This is a genomic window from Umezawaea tangerina, from assembly GCF_003002815.1.
GTDB classification, from domain to species: domain Bacteria; phylum Actinomycetota; class Actinomycetes; order Mycobacteriales; family Pseudonocardiaceae; genus Umezawaea; species Umezawaea tangerina.
In genome coordinates this window covers 631,809-647,973 of record NZ_PVTF01000001.1, presented here as the reverse complement: position 1 = coordinate 647,973, position 16,165 = coordinate 631,809, and the positions used below count along the sequence as shown (strand labels likewise).

The following is a 16,165-nucleotide window of genomic DNA, read 5'->3' as shown; positions in this document are numbered from 1 at the left end:
CGTACGCTGGCCCTCGTGATGCCTGTCCTGTACCTGAGCCACGGCGCTCCCCCGCTGGCCGACGACGAGCGGTGGACCGAGGAGCTCGCCTCCTGGTCCGCGGACCTGCCGCGCCCGAAGTCCGTCCTGGTCGTCTCCGCGCACTGGGAGGAGTCGCCGGTCACGCTCGGCGCCACCCGCACCGTGCGGCTGTACTACGACTTCTACGGCTTCCCCAGGCGCTACTACGAGGTCGAGTACGCGGCGCCGGGCGCCCCGGAGCTGGCCGAGGACGTCCGCAAGCTCCTCAGCGACACCGGACCGGTCGAGCAGGAGGACCGCGGCCTCGACCACGGCGCCTACGTGCCGCTCAAGGAGATGTTCCCGGACGCCGACGTCCCGGTGCTCCAGATGTCCATGCCCAGCCTCGACCCTCGGGAGCTGTTCGACCTCGGCCGCAGGCTCGCGCCGCTGCGCGAGCAGGGCGTGCTGGTCGTGGGCAGCGGGTTCATGACGCACAACCTGCGCGGCATCGACATGTCGCTGGGCACCGCGGCCGCCCCGCCGTCGTGGTCGGTGGAGTTCGACGACTGGGCCATGCGGGCCCTGGCGGAGGGCGACGTCGACTCGGTGCTGGACTTCCAGCGCAAGGCGCCCGCCGCGGGCATCGCGCACCCCCGCACCGAGCACTTCGCGCCGCTGTTCGTCTCGCTGGGCGCGAGCCTGGACCAGAACGCGCCCAAGACCGCCGTGGACGGCTTCTGGTACGGCCTGTCGAAGCGGTCCGTGCAGTTCGGCTGACCGCGGACGCGGAAACGCCCCCGCCCGGCGCAGGGTGCCGGAGCGGGGGCGTTCCCCATGTCGGTGTCGAGCGGGCAGGGAGTCCACTCGCCACCGGACGTCGGGCTAGCCCCTGGTGAGGGTCAGGCCGTAGGCGGAGAGGATCTCGCCGACCGGCTGGAAGTAGGTCGTGCCGCCGGAGGTGCAGTTGCCCGAACCACCCGAGGTCACGCCCTGGGCCTGGCTGTAGTTGGTGCCCGCGACCCACGAGCCGCCCGAGTCACCGGGCTCCGCGCAGGCGTTCGTCCTGGTCAGGCCGGACACCGAGCCCTGCGAGTAGTTCACGGTCGCGTTCTTCTGCTGCACCGTGCCGCAGCGCCAGCCGGTGGTGGAGCCGGACCGGCAGATCGCCGCGCCGACGGCCGCCGAGGTGGAGCCGGTGACGGTGACGTTGCTGCCGTTGTAGCGGTTCACCCACGGGCGGGAGGTCCAGTTGGAGTTCGTCGCGACCCAGGAGTAGTCGTTGCCGGGGAAGGACGAGCCGCGGAACGTGCCCTGGGCGACCCGGTTGAAGCCGGTGGTGGCGTTGCCCGTGGAGCCGCAGTGGCCCGCGGAGACGAAACCGCCGGTGACCGCGAAGCCGATCGAGCAGCGGGCGCCGCCGATGTAGTACGCGTCGCCGCCACGGGTGTCGTAGAGCGTCCGGGGCGCCTCGGTGGTCACCGCGACGCTGACGGCCGGGCTGAGGCTCCTGGCGGAGGTGATGAAGGCCTCGGTGGCCGCGTCGCGCTTGTCGCTGTTGACCTCGACGACGACGGTGTTGGCCGCCTCGTCGACGCGCCAGCCGGTGACCGACAGGGGCGCCGACATGGAGTCGAGCGCCGCCTTGGTGCCCGCGAGCTGCTGCTGCGAGAACCGGACCACGCGCACGTCCGCGCCGAGCGCGCGGGCCGTGTCGGACGTGGCGGCGTCGGTGGTGGCCACGGTGAGCCTGCCGGAGGCCTGGTCGATCCAGGCGCCCCCGAACCGGTCACCGAGGGCCGACTTGACCTTGCCCTCCACCTGTTCGGCCTTGTCGTCGTTGGCCAGTCGGGTGCGCGCTTGGTCGGCGTTCAGGCCGAGGTCGCGTTGGACCGCTTGGAGCAACTCGGGCGAGTAGCTCTCCGTATCGGCCGGAGTTGCCACGTTCACCGCAGCGGGGCCGGCAATCGCCGGTACGCTGAGAGCAATCGCCGCGCCGGCCGCCAGCAGGGCAGCTCCGGTGAGGCGGGCCGCACTCGTGCGGATCATTAGACGTCTCCCTCATCTTCGGGTGCAGGGAACCCAGGAGTGGTTGCAGGGACCGCTCTTGGGGGCTCTAGGGGGACGGGTGGTGGGGCGGCGGCAGGGGTCGCCCCACCCTCCTCCTACTTCTTCGTCCCGCTGTCGACGCCAAGCCCGAGTCGGATGAAGGTCGAGAACCGACCGCCGAAAGCCTCGGAGTCGTGTGTCCGCGCGGGGTCTCCACGGTTCGCACAGCCCTCCTTCCGGGTCGTCTACTGACCGGTATTCACCCGATCGAGCGACGTTATAGGCCTGTGACCTGTGACAGTCGCGGCCATCTGAGGGCGAAGTGTGTCACAGCTCACGACCAATCAACTCCGGTGTGTAGCCGTTGACTGTTAACTCTCACTCGGAGTAGTTAAACGATCACCGGATCGGGCAAATTGCCAGTTGGTCGGTTCGGCGTAACCCCGACCTTTCACAGACCCGGCGACGGCTCCGTCGCGGTGGGCGCGGGCGTCTGCGAACCCGGCTGCGCGGGTGCCGACGACGACCCCGTGGAGGGCGCCGTCGACGTGCTCGGCGCGGTCGGTTCGGTCGTCGTCGCGGGAGCGCCCGATGAGGTGCCCGTGGGCGGCGCCGAGGACGTCACCGACGGCGCGGTCGTCGGGGTCGGCGCGTCCGATGTGGACGGGGTCGGCGGCTGGTCCCGGCGCTCGGTCGGCTTGCCCACGACCGCGCCCAGCGTCGTACCCTCGGAACCGCCCGACAGCGGCTCGCCGCGGACCCACTCGACGCCCGTGACGGCCAGCATGCCGAGCGCGAACACGAGCACCGCGCCCGCCGCGATCCGTGGCCAGCGCCGGATTTCCGCCGTTTTGTCCTCTGTGTCCTTTTCGGTCTCGGCCGTGTTCTCCGCCACTCCCGAAGGGGGTGTGCCGGTGATCGTCTCGACCTGCGTCACGCCCTCGACGGAGCGGACCACCCACGCCTTGCTCCCGACCCTGCGCACCGACTCGCGGGTCCGCTCGATCGAGCGCTGGTACAGCGCTCCGCCGATCGTGCTCACGACGCTCGCGACGGCGGCGCCGGAGATCGTCCCGGCGACGTTCAACTTCGATCCCAGGAAGGCCGCGGTCACCGCGGCCAACGCTCCCGCGGCGATCTGCGCGGGCTTGAGGTCCAGTCCGGTCTTCTTCTCGTGCTCCTCGCTCATGATCCTCAACTGGTAGCCGGTCTCCTGCTCGTCCAAGAGGGGGACGGGTCGACCGCCGTGTCGGTTGGTCGGAGGTGAGGACCACCACGCATCATCTCCTGGTGCGCCTGGTCACGATCTCCGACATCCGCGCGGCAGCCGCCCTCGTGGCCCCCGCCGTGCTGCGAACCCCGTTGCTGCCGTGCCCGTGGGCCGACGACGACCGCCCGCTCTGGCTCAAGCCGGAGAACCTCCAGCCGGTCGGCGCCTTCAAGATCCGCGGGGCCTTCCACGCCCTGGCCCGCCTCCCCGAGGAGGTCAGGGTGCTCGGCGTCGTCGCGTACTCCAGCGGCAACCACGCCCAGGCCGTCGCCTACGCCGCCAAGCGGTTCGGCGTCCCCGCCGTGATCGTCGTCCCCGACACCACGCCGCGGGTCAAGATCGACGCCACCCGAAGCCACGGCGCCGAGGTCCACACCGTCCCGGTGGCCGAGCGCGAGTCCCGCGCCCGCTACCTCTCCCACCAGCGCGGCTCGACCCTCATCCCGCCGTTCGACCACGTGGACGTCATCGCTGGCCAGGGCACGGTGGGCCTGGAGATCGCCGAGGACCTGCCCGACGTGCGGACCGTGCTGGTCCCGGTCAGCGGCGGCGGCCTGATCTCCGGCGTCGCCGTCGCGATCAAGGCCCTCTGCCCGGACGCGCGCGTGATCGGCGTGGAACCGGCGCTGGCGGCCGACGCCGCCGAGAGCCTGCGCGCGGGCAGGCGGTCGTCGTCGTGGTCGCCCGCCCTGCGCGCCCGGACGATCGCCGACGGCCTGCGCGCCGAGCCCTCCGAGCTGACCTTCGCCCACATGCGCGAACTGGTCGACGGCATCGTCGCGGTGTCCGAGGCCGACATCCGCGCCGCCGTCCCCTGGCTGGTCCACAACTCGCGCCTGGTCGCCGAGCCCAGCGGTGCCGTGACCGTCGCGGCCTACCTCAACCACCGCGACGAGCTGCCGCCGGGCAGGACCGTCGCCGTCGTCTCCGGCGGCAACCTCGACCCGGCACTGCTCTCCGAGCTGCTGGCGGAGTAGCTAGCGCGCCAGCCGGACGTGCGTGGGCGGCCCCTCGACGCCGCACGAGTGGCAGTCGGCAGGCGGGCCCTGCGGCCGGTCCTCCGGCGCCACCTCGTTCAGCACCCCGTTGTCGGTGCCGAGCGCGAGCAGTCCGCCGACCGCGGCCGCCGCCGCGCACACCAGCAGCGCCTTCTGCCAGCCCGCCGTCATCACGACGGGGTCGGCGTACCCCTTGCCGGTGAGCCCGGCGACGGCGGGCAGGGCGGCGACCGCGACGAGGCTGCCCGTGCGGGCCACGGCGTTGTTCACGCCGGACGCCACCCCCGCGTAGCGGTCCGGGGCGGCGGCGAGCACGGTCGCGGTGACCGGGGCGACGACCGTGGCCAGGCCGAGCCCGAACACGGTGATCCCCGGCAGCACCCCGGTGAGGTAGGTCGCGCCGGGTTCGGCGTTGCGGAGCAGGAGCATCCCCGTGCCCACCAGCAGCGGCCCCACGACGAGCTGCACCCGCGGTCCGACCCGCTGGGCCAGCCGCCCGGACCTGGCCGACAGCACCAGCATGATCACCGTGATGGGCAGCCCGGCGAGCCCGGCCGCCGTCGGCGAGTAGTGCAGCGAGGTCTGCAGCTGCAGGATCACCAGCACCAGCACCCCGCCCAGCGCCGCGTACATCAGGAACGTCAACGCGTTGGCCAGCACGAACGTCCGGTTGGCGAAGAGCGAGGGCGGCACGAGCGGCTTGTGGCCGCGGACCTGGAGCACGCCGAACGCGACCAGCCCGGCGACGCCGACGGCCCCCGCTCCGACCACGAGCGGGTCGAGACCCCGCGCGGGCGCCTCCACCAGCGCGCCGGTCACCCCGGCGAGCCCCACCGCGCCGACCGCGGAGCTCAGGATGTTCGGGTGCCCGGTCAGCGTCTCGTCCCGCGACTCGGGCACGAACCGCCGGGCCATCCACACGCACACCACGGCGATCGGCACGTTGATCAGGAACGCCAGCCGCCACGACCCGGCCTGCACCAGCAGCCCGCCCGCCAGCGGCCCCACCGCCGACGCGATGCCGCCGAGCCCCGACCACGACCCGATCGCCCGCGACCGGTCCTCCCGCGCGAACGTCGACTGGAGGATCGCCAGCGACCCCGGCGTGAGCAGCGCGCCGCCGACCCCCTGCAGGATCCGGGCGGCCACCAGCAGCTCCGTGGTGGGCGCCAGGCCGCAGAGCAGCGAGGCGGCGCCGAACCACAGCACGCCGAAGGTGAACATCCGCCTGCGCCCGTACCGGTCGCCCAGCGACCCGGCCACCAGGATCAGCGCCGCCAGCGACAGCAGGTACCCGTCGAGGATCCACTGGAGCCCGGCGACCGAGGCCCCGAGCTCCTCGCCGATCCTGGGCAGGGCCACGTTCACGATCGTGCTGTCCAACATCGCCATGCCGGACCCGACGATCGTCGTCGCCAGCACTGCCTTCGCCCTGGGAGTGCCCCAGACGATCACCTCGGTGGTCACCACCGCGCCATTGTCACCCCAACGCACGGGGCGGGCCCGACCACGACCTTGATCGGAAAAGTTCGGGTGCGCGAAGCAGCCATAGGGAAATCCGATGGGTCAGACCGCCCGATCCACCCGATGGGACGCCTCGGAGGACTTCATGACGTTTCCGTGAGGGGCCAAGTTGCCGCCGAGGCACGTTGCGGCGGCGCCCCCGGACCGGGTCGGCGAGAAGACGCCACGATCGCCGCGCGGGGCGGCGGCGGGGTCCCCCGATAGGCTGGCTCCCCGAGACCGACGCGACCGGACGGGTACGACAACGTTGACAGAACCGCTGGTCCCGACCGTTCCGATCAGCCGGGACCAGCGGTTCCGCCGGTCATCCGGCCGGGCGGTTGAGCGTGGCCACGAACTTGTACCGGTCCCCCCGGTACACGCTCCGCACCCACTCCACGGGGTTGCCCTCGGTGTCGAACGAGTGCCTCGACAGCAGCAGCATCGGCAGGCCGATGTCCGCTCCGAGGAGCTCGGCCTCCTCGGGGCTGGCCAGCGCCGTCTCGATGGTCTCCTCGGCGTGGCCCATCTCGACGCCGAACCGCTCCCGGAGCACCTGGTAGAGCGAGGTCCCCGGTGCGAGGTAGCGGCGCAGACCGCGGAAGCGGCCCAGCGCGAGGTGGGTCGTCTCGATGGCCATCGGCTCGTCGTCGGCCAACCGCAGCCGGTGCAGCCTGAGCACCTTGGCGCCCGCGCGGACGCCCAGGAACCTGGCCAGCTCGGCCTCGGCGGGCAGCTCGGACGCCTCGATGAGGCGTGACGACGGCTTGCGGCCCTGCGCCCGCATGTCCTCTGTGTACGAAGACAGCTGCAGGCGCTGCGCGACCTTCGGCTCCGCCGCGAACGTGCCCTTGCCCTGCACCCTGAGCAGCCGTCCTTCGACGGTCAGCTCGGCGAGCGCTTGCCTGACCGTGGTCCTCGACACGTCGAAGTCCGCGGCCAGCGACCGTTCGGTCGGGATGGGGGACCCCGGCGGCAGCGCGCGCAACAGGTCCAGCAGGTGCCGCTTGAGTCCCCAGTACTTCGGCTCGCGTTGCGCACGAGACCTGGCGTCCACGCCTGCTCCAGGCGTCGTCTCCAGCATGGCCTTCCTCCTCGTACTGCATCGCGGCTCCACCCACAGGATGCCTTGTCCGCGCCGGATCGTGCGTTCGAACCCCCGACAACCCATAGGAAATTCGTCGGATGACTTTGCAACGTCTCGGCAACGTCCTTGACAGAGCCTGTGGCGCGGCACACTCTAGGCCGCATTGGTCTACACCACTTGGCTGACCCCGGTCGCTCTGGACCGGGCTTGTTGAAAGGGCGCATACGTGAAGGGCTTGAGAGGACTTGCCGTTGGTGCCGCCGCACTGGCGGTGGCCGTGGCCGGCTGTGGCACGAGCGCGAGCAACACCGGGACCGCGGGCTCAAGCGGTCCGAAGACGCTGACCGTGTGGTTGATGGACGGTTCCGCGCCGACGACCCTGACCGACGCCTTGAACAAGGAGTTCCAGGACTCGAACAAGGACGTCACGGTCAAGTACGAGGTCCAGAAGTGGGGCGGCATCCAGGAGAAGCTGACCACCGCGCTGACCAGCGACACCCCGCCCGACGTGATCGAGCTCGGCAACACCCAGACGCCGAAGTTCGCGTCGGAGGGCACGCTGCTCGACCTGACCGGTGACGCCTCCAACCTCAACGGCGGCGAGTGGCTCGGCGGCCTCAAGGACTCCCTGACCTGGGAGGACAAGCAGTACGGCCTGCCGTTCTACGCGTCCAACCGCACCGTCATCTACCGGACGGACCTCTTCGAGGCCGCCGGGATCACCGCGCCCCCCACGTCGAACGACGAGTGGCTGGCCGCGATCGAGAAGCTGAAGACGGCCAACGCGGCCAACCCCGACTTCCAGGCGCTCTACCTGCCGGGCCAGTCCTGGTACACCCTGCTCTCGTTCATCTGGGACCAGGGCGGCGACGTCGCGAAGAAGGACGGCGACAAGTTCGTCGGCTCGCTCGACTCCGCCCAGGCCAAGGCGGGCGTGGACTTCTACAAGAAGCTCGTCGACGCCTCGGGCACCAAGGCCCCGAAGGACACCGACGAGGCCAAGCCGCAGCAGATGGAGGTCTTCGGCACGGGCAACGTGGCGATGATGATCGGTCTGCCGTGGGAGCTGGGCGGCGCCGTCAAGGCCAACCCGGACCTGGAGAAGAAGACCTCCGCGTTCCCGATCCCGTCCAAGACCGCGGGCAAGTCGGCCCCCGTGTTCCTCGGCGGCTCGAACCTGGCCATCCCGGCGGGCAGCAAGAACGTCGACCTGGCCAAGAGCTACCTGAAGCTGCTCAGCGGCAAGAAGTACCAGGACCAGCTCGGCGCCGCGGGCACCGTGCCCGGCACCTCGAAGGACACCGCCTCCCTGGCGTCCAACCCGGTCGGCAAGGCGCTCGCCGCCTCCTCCGCCAACGGCAAGGTCACCCCGGCCACGCCGAAGTGGGCCGCGGTCGAGGCGGGCCAGAACCCGCTGAAGGACATGCTCACCGCGTACCTGACCGGCGCGAAGAGCCTGGACCAGGCCACCGGCGATGCCAACACGGCGCTGACCGCGTTGCTCGGCGGCTGACGATCCCCGATGACGGCCGTTGAGACGACCGACGCCGCGGTGCCGGTGAGGACCTCCTCGCCGGCACCGCGGCGTGCCGTTGCGGGCGGCGCGAGGCGCCGCCGGGGCAGCACCTTCGACCGGTTGCTGCCGTACCTGCTGCTGGCCCCCGCCGTGATCGGCATCCTGTGGTTGATCGGGTTCCCGGTCGTCTCGGTGGTGGTGACCAGTTTCCGCAAGCTCGACCTCGGCGAGCTCGTCCGGGGCCAGGTCGTGTGGGTCGGCCTGGACAACTACGCCAAGGTGCTGTCCGACCCGCGCTTCTGGGAGATCACCCTCCGCACGGTCGTCTTCACCGCCGTCGTGGTCGCGACCTCCGTGGTCGTGGGCCTGGTGATCGCGCTGCTGATGCGCCAGCTCAGCACACCGGTCCGGATCCTGCTGCAGGTCTGCATGCTGCTGGCGTGGGCGATGCCGATCATCGCGTCGACCACGGTCTACCAGTGGATCTTCGACCAGCAGTACGGGATCCTGAACAAGATCCTGGTGAAGCTCGGCTTCGACTACGCCGGGCACTCGTGGTTCTCCACCGGGACGGCGACGCTCTCGGTGATCGGGCTGCTGATCGTCTGGCAGGCCATCCCGTTCCTGGCGTTCTCGCTGTACGCGGGCGTGATCGGCGTGCCCGCCGACCTCTACGAGGCCGCGGGCATCGACGGCGCGACGGCGTGGCAGACGTTCCGGGCGGTCACCTGGCCCGAGCTCAAGCCCCTGCTGATGATGGTGACGTTCCTGTCGCTGCTGTGGGACTTCAAGGTCTTCACCCAGATCTGGGTGTTCAAGGAGGGCGGGCCGAGCGGCGGTTCCACGACGCTGCCGGTCCTGCAGTACCTGGAGGGCATCTCGCAGAGCCACTTCGGCGTGGCCGCGGCGGTCAGCGTGCTCATGGTCGTGATCCTGACCCTGCTCACGGTGTCCTACCTGCGCAAGCTGCTGCAGACCCAGGAGGGCAAGCTGTGAACGCGAAGAAGGTGTCGGCGAACGTCGTCGCGGTGCTCGTCGCCGCGTTCTTCGCCTTCCCCACGTACTGGATGGTCACCACGGCGCTCAAGCCGAAGAAGGACCTGCTGTCCAGCTCGTTCGACCTGATCCCGTCCTCGGTGACCAGCGGCAACTTCGTCACCGCGTGGACGAAGCCGGGCTTCCTCCAGTCGCTGGGCAACAGCCTGCTGGTCTCGCTGTCCGCCGTGGTGGCGGCGCTGGTGATCGGCCTGCTCGCCGCGCTCGCCATGTCCCGCATGCGCTTCCGGGGCCGCAAGGGCTTCGTGATGCTGATGCTGGTGGCGCAGATGGCGCCGTTCGAGGCGCTGCTGATCCCGATGTTCCTGATGATGCGCGACCTCGGCCTGTACCAGCAGCTGTCGTCGCTGATCCTCATCTACTTCGCGGTGACGCTGCCGTTCTGCGCGTGGACCCTGCGCGGGTTCGTCAACGGCATCCCGATCGAGCTCGAGGAGGCCGCCATGGTCGACGGCTGCGGCCGGTGGGGCGCGTTCCGGCGCGTCACGCTGCCGCTGCTCGGCCCCGGCCTGGTCGCCACCTCGGTGTTCGCGTTCATCACGGCGTGGAACGAGTTCCTGTTCGCCAAGGTCATGGTGCGCGCCGAGGACAAGGAGACCCTGCCCGTGTGGCTGAGCGGCTTCCAGTCCGCGTTCGGCACCGACTGGGGCGGCGCGATGGCCGCGTCGGCCCTGTTCACCGTGCCCGTGCTCGTGTTCTTCCTCATCGTCCAGCGGAAGATGGTCACCGGCGTGACAGCCGGTGCCGTGAAGGGATAGAGCGCATGTCGCTGCACCGGCTCGCGGCCGCCGTACTGCTACCGGGCTTCCACGGGACCACCGCCCCGGACTGGTTGCTCAAGCGCGTGACCGACGGGCTGGGCGGCGTCGTGCTGTTCGGCCGCAACGTCGTGGACGACGACCAGGTCACCGCGTTGAACGCGCAGCTGCGCGGCGCCCGCGGCGACGTGGTGATCGGCATCGACGAGGAGGGCGGCGACGTCACCCGGCTCGACGCCGGGCGCGGGTCGGAGGTGCCGGGCAACCACGCGCTGGGCGCCACCGGCGACGTGGCGCTGACGCGGGCCGTGGCGGCCTCGATCGGCGCCCGGTTGGCGGCCTGCGGGGTGTCGCTCAACCTGGCGCCGTCGGCGGACCTGGTGCTCACGCTGGACGACCCGATCATCGGCGTCCGGGCGTTCGGCTCGGACCCGGTCGTGGCGGGCGAGCACGTGGCCGCGTTCGTCGAGGGCCAGCAGGCCGTCGGCGTGGCGGCGTGCGCGAAGCACTTCCCCGGCCACGGCGCGTCCACGGCCGACTCGCACCACGAGCTGCCGGTGCTGCCGCGGACCGTGTCCGAGCTGAACGCCGTGGAGCTGGTGCCGTTCCGCGCGGCCGTCGCGGCGGGCGTGCGGTCGGTCATGACCGGGCACCTGGTCGTCCCGGAGTGGGGCGACGCGCCCGCGACGCTCAACCCGAAGGCCGTGGCCGTGCTGCGCGACGAGCTGGGCTTCACCGGCGCGGTCATCACCGACGGGCTGGACATGAAGGCCGTCGGCGGCGACCTGGCGCAGGGCTCGGTGCGCGCGCTGGCCGCGGGCGTCGACGCGCTGTGCCTGGGCGGTGAGCCGCTGGACGACGACGGGCTGCAGCGGCTGATCGACAGCATCGTGGCGGCCGTCGAGTCCGGCGAGCTGTCGCGGGAGCGCCTGGAGGAGGCGGCGGAGCGCACGGCCGCGCTCGGCACGCCTCCCGCCGCGGTCACCGGTCACGACGCCGAGATCGGCCTCCAGGCGGCGCGCAGGGCCCTGGAGGTGACCGGCGCGCTGGTCATTACCGGTCCACCGCTCGTGCTGGACCTGGTCGTCGCCCCCTCGGAGGCCGTCGGCGCCGTCCCGTGGGGTCTCGGCCCGTACCTGACCGAGCTGGTCGAGGGCACGTCCGTGCTGGCCACGGACTCGGTGACGCCCGAGGAGGTCGCCCGGCAGGCCGACGGGCGGACCGTGATCGTGGTGACACGGGAGGCCCACCGGCACCTCTGGGCTCGCGATCTGGTCACCGGGCTGGTTAATATTGGTCTGGACCTCGTGCATGTCGAAACCGGCGTGCCGGGGCCTGACCTGGGCACAGTCGCCCGCGTGAACACCCACGGCGGTTCACGGGTGTGCCTGCGCGCCGCGGCAGAGCGCATCGCCTCCAGCCGCCTCGCGACCACCTGACAGGGGTACGGCATGACCGAGCAGCAGCCCGGCCACCACATGGCAGCGGAGATCGCGCAGCAACCGGCGATCTTCTCCGGCCTCGTCGAGCGGCGTTCCGGGATCGCGCGGGTCGCGGAGGTGGTGCGCGAGCGCAAGCCGCGCTTCGTCCTCTTCGCGGCGCGCGGGTCCAGCGACCACGCGGCCCTCTACGCGAAGTACCTGACCGAGGTGCTGCTGGAGCTCCCCGCGGGCCTGGTGTCACCCTCCACGACCACGCTGTACGGCGGCAAGCCCGACCTGCGCGACGTGCTCGTCGTGTCGGTGAGCCAGAGCGGCGGGTCCCCCGACCTGCTGGAGGTCACCCAGGCCGCCCGCAAGCAGGGCGCGCTGACCGTGGCCGTGACCAACACGTCCGACTCGCCGCTGAACGCCGCCGCCGAGCTGTCGGTGGACGTCGGCGCCGGGGTCGAGCACGCGGTGGCGGCCACCAAGACCTACTCAGCCACGCTGTTGGCGCTGTACCTGCTGTTCGACGGCATCCGCGGCGGCAACGGCGAGCACGCGGCCAGGCTGGGCGAGCTGGCGCAGTCCACTTTGGACGGTGCGGAGGAGGCCGTGGTCGAGGCCGTCCGCCGGTACCGGTTCGTGGACAGGGTGCTGACGACCGGGCGCGGGTTCTCGTTGCCCACCGCGTTGGAGGCGGCGCTGAAGCTGGCCGAGACCAGCTACCTGGCCGCGCGGGCGTACTCCGGCGCCGACCTGCTGCACGGGCCCGTCGCGGCCGTGGACGGCGAGACGGCCGTGCTCGCCGTGACCAGCGCGGGCAAGGGCGGCGACGCCCTGCACGAGGTGCTGGACGTGGTGCACGGGCGGGGCGCGGACGTGCTCGCCGTGGGCTCCGCGGCGGACAAGGTGTCGGCCGCGCTGCGGATCCCCGTGGCGGAGACGGCCGAGGAGGTCGCGCCCATCCTGGAGATCCTGCCCGTCCAACGGCTCGCGCTCGGGTTGGCGCTGGCGCGCGGTGGCGACCCGGACAGCCCGCGCGGGCTGAAGAAGGTCACCCGCACGCGGTAGGCGTTCCCACGACGAAGGGCCCCCGATCCGAGGATCGGGGGCCCTTTTCTCGTTCGGCGGTGCTACTGGCCCGCGGTCGCGTACCCCACGGCGTGCGCGACGGGCCCACCCTCGGCGGCGTCGAACACGACGTGCCCGTCCACCCACACCTTGAGCGGGTTGAGGTCGTCGTCCCACCACACGAGGTCGGCGACGGCACCGGGCGCCAGGCGGCCCAGCCCCGACTCCCCGATCGCCTCGGCGGGCACGATCGTCGCGGAGGCCAGGGCGTCGGCCTCGTTCACGCCGACCGACACGATGTTGCGCACGGCCCGGTCCAGGGTCAGCGCGCTGCCCGCGATGGTGCCCTCCGGCGAGCGCGGGACGCCGTCCTCGGTGAGCAGGACGTCCGCGCCGCCGAGCTGGTAGCGGCCCGGAGGCATCCCGGCGGCGGCCACGGCGTCGGTCACCAGCGCCACGCGGTCGCCCGCGGCGTTGAACACCAGCCTGCACACGTCCGGCCCGACGTGGGCCAGGTCGGCGATCAGGCCGAGCGTGAACCGGTCGTCCACCAGCGCCACACCGGGCACACCGGGCTCGCGGTGGCCCAGCGGGCGCTGGGCGTTGAAGAGGTGCGTGACCATCCTGGCGCCCGCGTCCGCGGCCGCCCTGGTCTGCTCGCCGGTCGCGTCGCTGTGGCCGACCGCCACCAGCACACCCGCCTCGGCCAGCCTGCGGACCGCCTCCAGACCACCGGGCTGCTCGGGCGCGAGCGTCACCATGCGCAACGCGCGCCGCAGGGTGTCGTCGGCCAGCAGCTCGTCGATCTGGGCGGAACCGGGCTCCACCATCAGCGCCGGGTCGTGCACGCCGGGCCGTTTCGGCGACAGGAACGGGCCCTCGAAGTGCACACCCAGCGGCCGCGCCCCGACGCCCTCGGGCAGCGCGGCCGACGCGGCGAGGACCGCTCGTGCCTGCCTGATCGCGACGGGCACCGGCGCGGTGATCAACGTCGGCAGGAACCGGGTCACCCCGGTCTGCGGCAGCGCCTCGGCGACGACCCGCATGCTCGCGGAGTCCACCTCGGCGAAGTCGACGCCTACCGCCCCGTTGATCTGGATGTCCACCAGACCGGGGGTGAGCAGTCCGTGGGTGAGCACTTCCGCGCCGGCGGGTGGTTCACCCGCGACGACCTCGGCGATGCGACCGGCCCGGATGCGCACGTAGGCGGGACCGGTGATGGTGCGACCGAGTAGTGCTCGCGGGGCTGCGACAACCGTGTCCAAGGTCCCTCCTCAAATGGTCCAGACCATTATGGCCGGACAACACTGATTTAGTCACCTTTCGTGAAAAGATAACTGATTGTGCTCCTGTTCGGTGGGACAGCGCCAGCACGGGTGCACGCGAAACGCACACGGGTGGCCCATACTGGACACCAGACATCCGAGGTCTACTACCGAGTCGAGGGTGCCGTGGCAGTCACGGACGACGCGATCCTGCGCGTCAAAGAGATGATCGTCAGCGGGGAGCTCAAGCCCGGCGACCGCCTACCGCGCGAGGCCGACCTCGCGGAACGCCTTGGCCTGTCCCGGAACTCGCTGCGCGAGGCCGTCAAGGCGCTCTCGCTCGTCCGCGTGCTCGACGTCCGCCAGGGCGACGGCACCTACGTCTCCAGCCTCCGCGCCGACGACCTGCTCGGAGCACTGTCCTTCGTCCTCGACCTCCACCGCGGCGAGGACTCCGTCCTCGAGGTCCTCCAGGTCCGCCGCATCCTCGAACCGGCCGCCTCCGCCCTCGCCGCCCAACGCATCACCCCCGAGGAGATCGCCACCCTCCGCACCATGTGCGACTCCGGCGCCGAAGCCAGCTCCGTCGAACAACTCGTCGAACACGACCTCGAGTTCCACCGCGCCATCGCCCGCAGCTCCGGCAACGCCTACCTGGCCCAACTACTCGACACCCTCGCCGGCCCCACGGTGCGCGTCCGCATCTGGCGCGGCATCGCCCAAGCAGGCGCCGCCGAACGCACCATCGCCGAACACCGCGCCATCGTCGACGCCTTAGCCCTCCACGAAACCGAACTGGCCCGCTCCTGGACCACAGTCCACGTAGCCGGCGTAGAACAATGGCTCTCCGACCTCACCTGACCACCGAGGCCACACAAACACCTGAGACCCACCAAAAACGAAGGTTCTGGCCACACAACGAGGATGCCCCGCCCGACAGCGAAGCCGAGCACAGCACCCCGTTGGGCGCAGCCCGCCAGCGCGCATCCGGCGCGGAGCGCCCGGGGCCTTGTCGGCGCCAGCCGATGCCTTGTCCGACGGCGAAGCCGAGGATGCCCTGTCGAGCGCAGCTCGATGCTGGCGAAGCCAGACTTCCCCTCTGCCCCCGATCCACAGCGCCCTCCTGCTTGATCTTGCTTGTCAAGACAGTTCTATCGTCTTGACAAGCAAGATCAAGCATTGAGACAATCGCGCGCCGGGGGCCGGGCTTCCCACGGGTGGGCACGACGCAACCGAGGGCCGGACTCCCCCAGCCCGCACCCGCACCCCCACCCACCCCTCAAGCCTGCCCAAAAACCTGCCTCTGCCTCCCCAGCCCCTCGATCTCCAGCTCCACCACATCCCCCTCCCTCAGATACGGCTTCGGCTCCCCCTGCCCGAGCGCGACACCCGCAGGCGTCCCCGTGTTGATCAGGTCACCCGGTCGGAGGACCATGAACCGGCTCAGGTAGCGGACCACCTCGGCCACCGGGAAGATCATGTTCTTGGTGGAGGAGTCCTGCTTCAGCTCGCCGTTCACCCAGAGCCGCAGCCCGAGCTCCTGGGGGTCGGCGATCTCGTCGGCGGGCACGAGGAAGGGGCCCAGCGGGTTGAAGGTCTCGCAGTTCTTGCCCTTGTCCCAGGTGCCGCCGCGCTCGATCTGGAACTCGCGCTCGGACACGTCGTGCGAGAGCACGTACCCCGCGACGCAGGCCAGCGCCTCCTCGTCGGTCTCCAGGTACCGGGCGGTCGCGCCGATCACGATGCCGAGCTCGACCTCCCAGTCGGTCTTGACCGACCCGCGCGGGATCAGCACCTCGTCGTGCGGGCCGACGACGGTGTCCGCGGTCTTGAGGAACACCACCGGCTCGGTGGGCAGGGCGGCGCCGGTCTCCTCCGCGTGGTCGCGGTAGTTGAGCCCGATGCAGACGATCTTGCCGGGGGCCGCGATCGGCGGCCCGACGCGCAGGTCGCCCTCGTCCAGCGCGGGCAGCTCACCCGCCGCCAGCGCGGCGCGGGTGGCGGCGATCCCGCCCGCCGCGAGGAACGCGCCGTCGACGTCCCCGGTGAGCGGGGTGAGGTCGTGCGTACCGCCGTCGTGGCGGACGGCTGGACGTTCGGACCCCGGTGCTCCGAGACGCAAGAACTGCACGGCTGTTCCTCCTCCTGGTGGCGTGATACGTCGGATG

14 protein-coding genes are annotated in these 16,165 nt (G+C 71.3%); 8 read left to right on the top strand and 6 right to left on the bottom strand.

The window, feature by feature from the left end; all coding sequences use genetic code 11:
- Positions 1-18: 18 nt before the first annotated feature.
- The gene (locus tag CLV43_RS03070) at positions 19-780 is read left to right on the top strand and encodes a dioxygenase family protein (protein WP_106185951.1); all 762 of its coding nucleotides are present in this window, start codon (positions 19-21) and stop codon (positions 778-780) included.
- Positions 781-885: 105 nt separating this feature from the next.
- Here CLV43_RS03070 and CLV43_RS03065 read toward each other — a convergent pair whose 3' ends face one another.
- Both CLV43_RS03065 and CLV43_RS03060 read right to left on the bottom strand, forming a co-directional pair.
- Positions 886-1,905, bottom strand: coding sequence for a S1 family peptidase (locus CLV43_RS03065; protein WP_342749743.1), 1,020 nt, complete (start codon positions 1,903-1,905; stop codon positions 886-888).
- A gap of 595 nt (positions 1,906-2,500) precedes the next feature.
- Positions 2,501-3,274, bottom strand: a complete 774-nt coding sequence (locus CLV43_RS03060) for a hypothetical protein (RefSeq protein WP_106185381.1) — start codon at positions 3,272-3,274, stop codon at positions 2,501-2,503.
- A gap of 65 nt (positions 3,275-3,339) precedes the next feature.
- On the opposite strand from CLV43_RS03060, the gene CLV43_RS03055 reads away from it, so the two are divergent.
- Entirely contained in the window at positions 3,340-4,296 is a 957-nt protein-coding gene (locus tag CLV43_RS03055; protein WP_106185380.1) for a threonine ammonia-lyase, read from the top strand.
- On the opposite strand, the gene CLV43_RS03050 is transcribed toward CLV43_RS03055, so the two are convergent.
- Both CLV43_RS03050 and CLV43_RS03045 read right to left on the bottom strand, forming a co-directional pair.
- Positions 4,297-5,787, bottom strand: a complete 1,491-nt coding sequence (locus tag CLV43_RS03050; protein ID WP_281262139.1) for an MFS transporter — start codon at positions 5,785-5,787, stop codon at positions 4,297-4,299. It lies immediately after the preceding gene.
- A gap of 358 nt (positions 5,788-6,145) precedes the next feature.
- Positions 6,146-6,904 carry a GntR family transcriptional regulator gene (locus CLV43_RS03045; protein WP_106185379.1) on the bottom strand — a complete coding sequence of 253 codons (759 nt, stop codon included), beginning with the start codon at positions 6,902-6,904 and terminating at the stop codon, positions 6,146-6,148.
- A gap of 229 nt (positions 6,905-7,133) precedes the next feature.
- Here CLV43_RS03045 and CLV43_RS03040 point away from each other — a divergent pair, with 229 nt between their 5' ends.
- The 5 genes from CLV43_RS03040 to CLV43_RS03020 are packed head-to-tail and all read left to right on the top strand — an operon-like array spanning position 7,134 to position 12,732.
- The gene (locus CLV43_RS03040; RefSeq protein ID WP_106185378.1) at positions 7,134-8,420 is read left to right on the top strand and encodes a sugar ABC transporter substrate-binding protein; all 1,287 of its coding nucleotides are present in this window, start codon (positions 7,134-7,136) and stop codon (positions 8,418-8,420) included.
- Between the two features lie 9 nt (positions 8,421-8,429).
- Complete coding sequence (locus tag CLV43_RS03035) at positions 8,430-9,419, top strand: carbohydrate ABC transporter permease (RefSeq protein ID WP_106185377.1); 990 nt, start codon at positions 8,430-8,432, stop codon at positions 9,417-9,419.
- Positions 9,416-10,237: a carbohydrate ABC transporter permease gene (locus CLV43_RS03030; RefSeq protein ID WP_106185376.1), complete on the top strand. Its 822-nt coding sequence runs from the start codon at positions 9,416-9,418 to the stop codon at positions 10,235-10,237. The genes CLV43_RS03035 and CLV43_RS03030 overlap by 4 nt, the downstream gene beginning before the upstream one ends.
- A 5-nt stretch (positions 10,238-10,242) precedes the next feature.
- Complete coding sequence (locus tag CLV43_RS03025; protein ID WP_106185375.1) at positions 10,243-11,676, top strand: glycoside hydrolase family 3 protein; 1,434 nt, start codon at positions 10,243-10,245, stop codon at positions 11,674-11,676.
- A gap of 12 nt (positions 11,677-11,688) precedes the next feature.
- Positions 11,689-12,732 (top strand): SIS domain-containing protein, encoded by a 1,044-nt coding sequence (locus CLV43_RS03020; protein ID WP_106185374.1) that lies wholly within the window; start codon positions 11,689-11,691, stop codon positions 12,730-12,732.
- 62 nt (positions 12,733-12,794) lie between these two features.
- Here CLV43_RS03020 and nagA read toward each other — a convergent pair whose 3' ends face one another.
- Positions 12,795-13,997 (bottom strand): N-acetylglucosamine-6-phosphate deacetylase, encoded by a 1,203-nt coding sequence (gene nagA, locus CLV43_RS03015; RefSeq protein WP_106185373.1) that lies wholly within the window; start codon positions 13,995-13,997, stop codon positions 12,795-12,797.
- A gap of 186 nt (positions 13,998-14,183) precedes the next feature.
- Between nagA and CLV43_RS03010 the strand changes: the two genes are divergently transcribed.
- Entirely contained in the window at positions 14,184-14,858 is a 675-nt protein-coding gene (locus CLV43_RS03010) for a FadR/GntR family transcriptional regulator (protein ID WP_106185372.1), read from the top strand.
- A gap of 418 nt (positions 14,859-15,276) precedes the next feature.
- Here CLV43_RS03010 and CLV43_RS03005 read toward each other — a convergent pair whose 3' ends face one another.
- Positions 15,277-16,128: a fumarylacetoacetate hydrolase family protein gene (locus tag CLV43_RS03005; RefSeq protein WP_106185371.1), complete on the bottom strand. Its 852-nt coding sequence runs from the start codon at positions 16,126-16,128 to the stop codon at positions 15,277-15,279.
- Positions 16,129-16,165 lie beyond the last annotated feature (37 nt).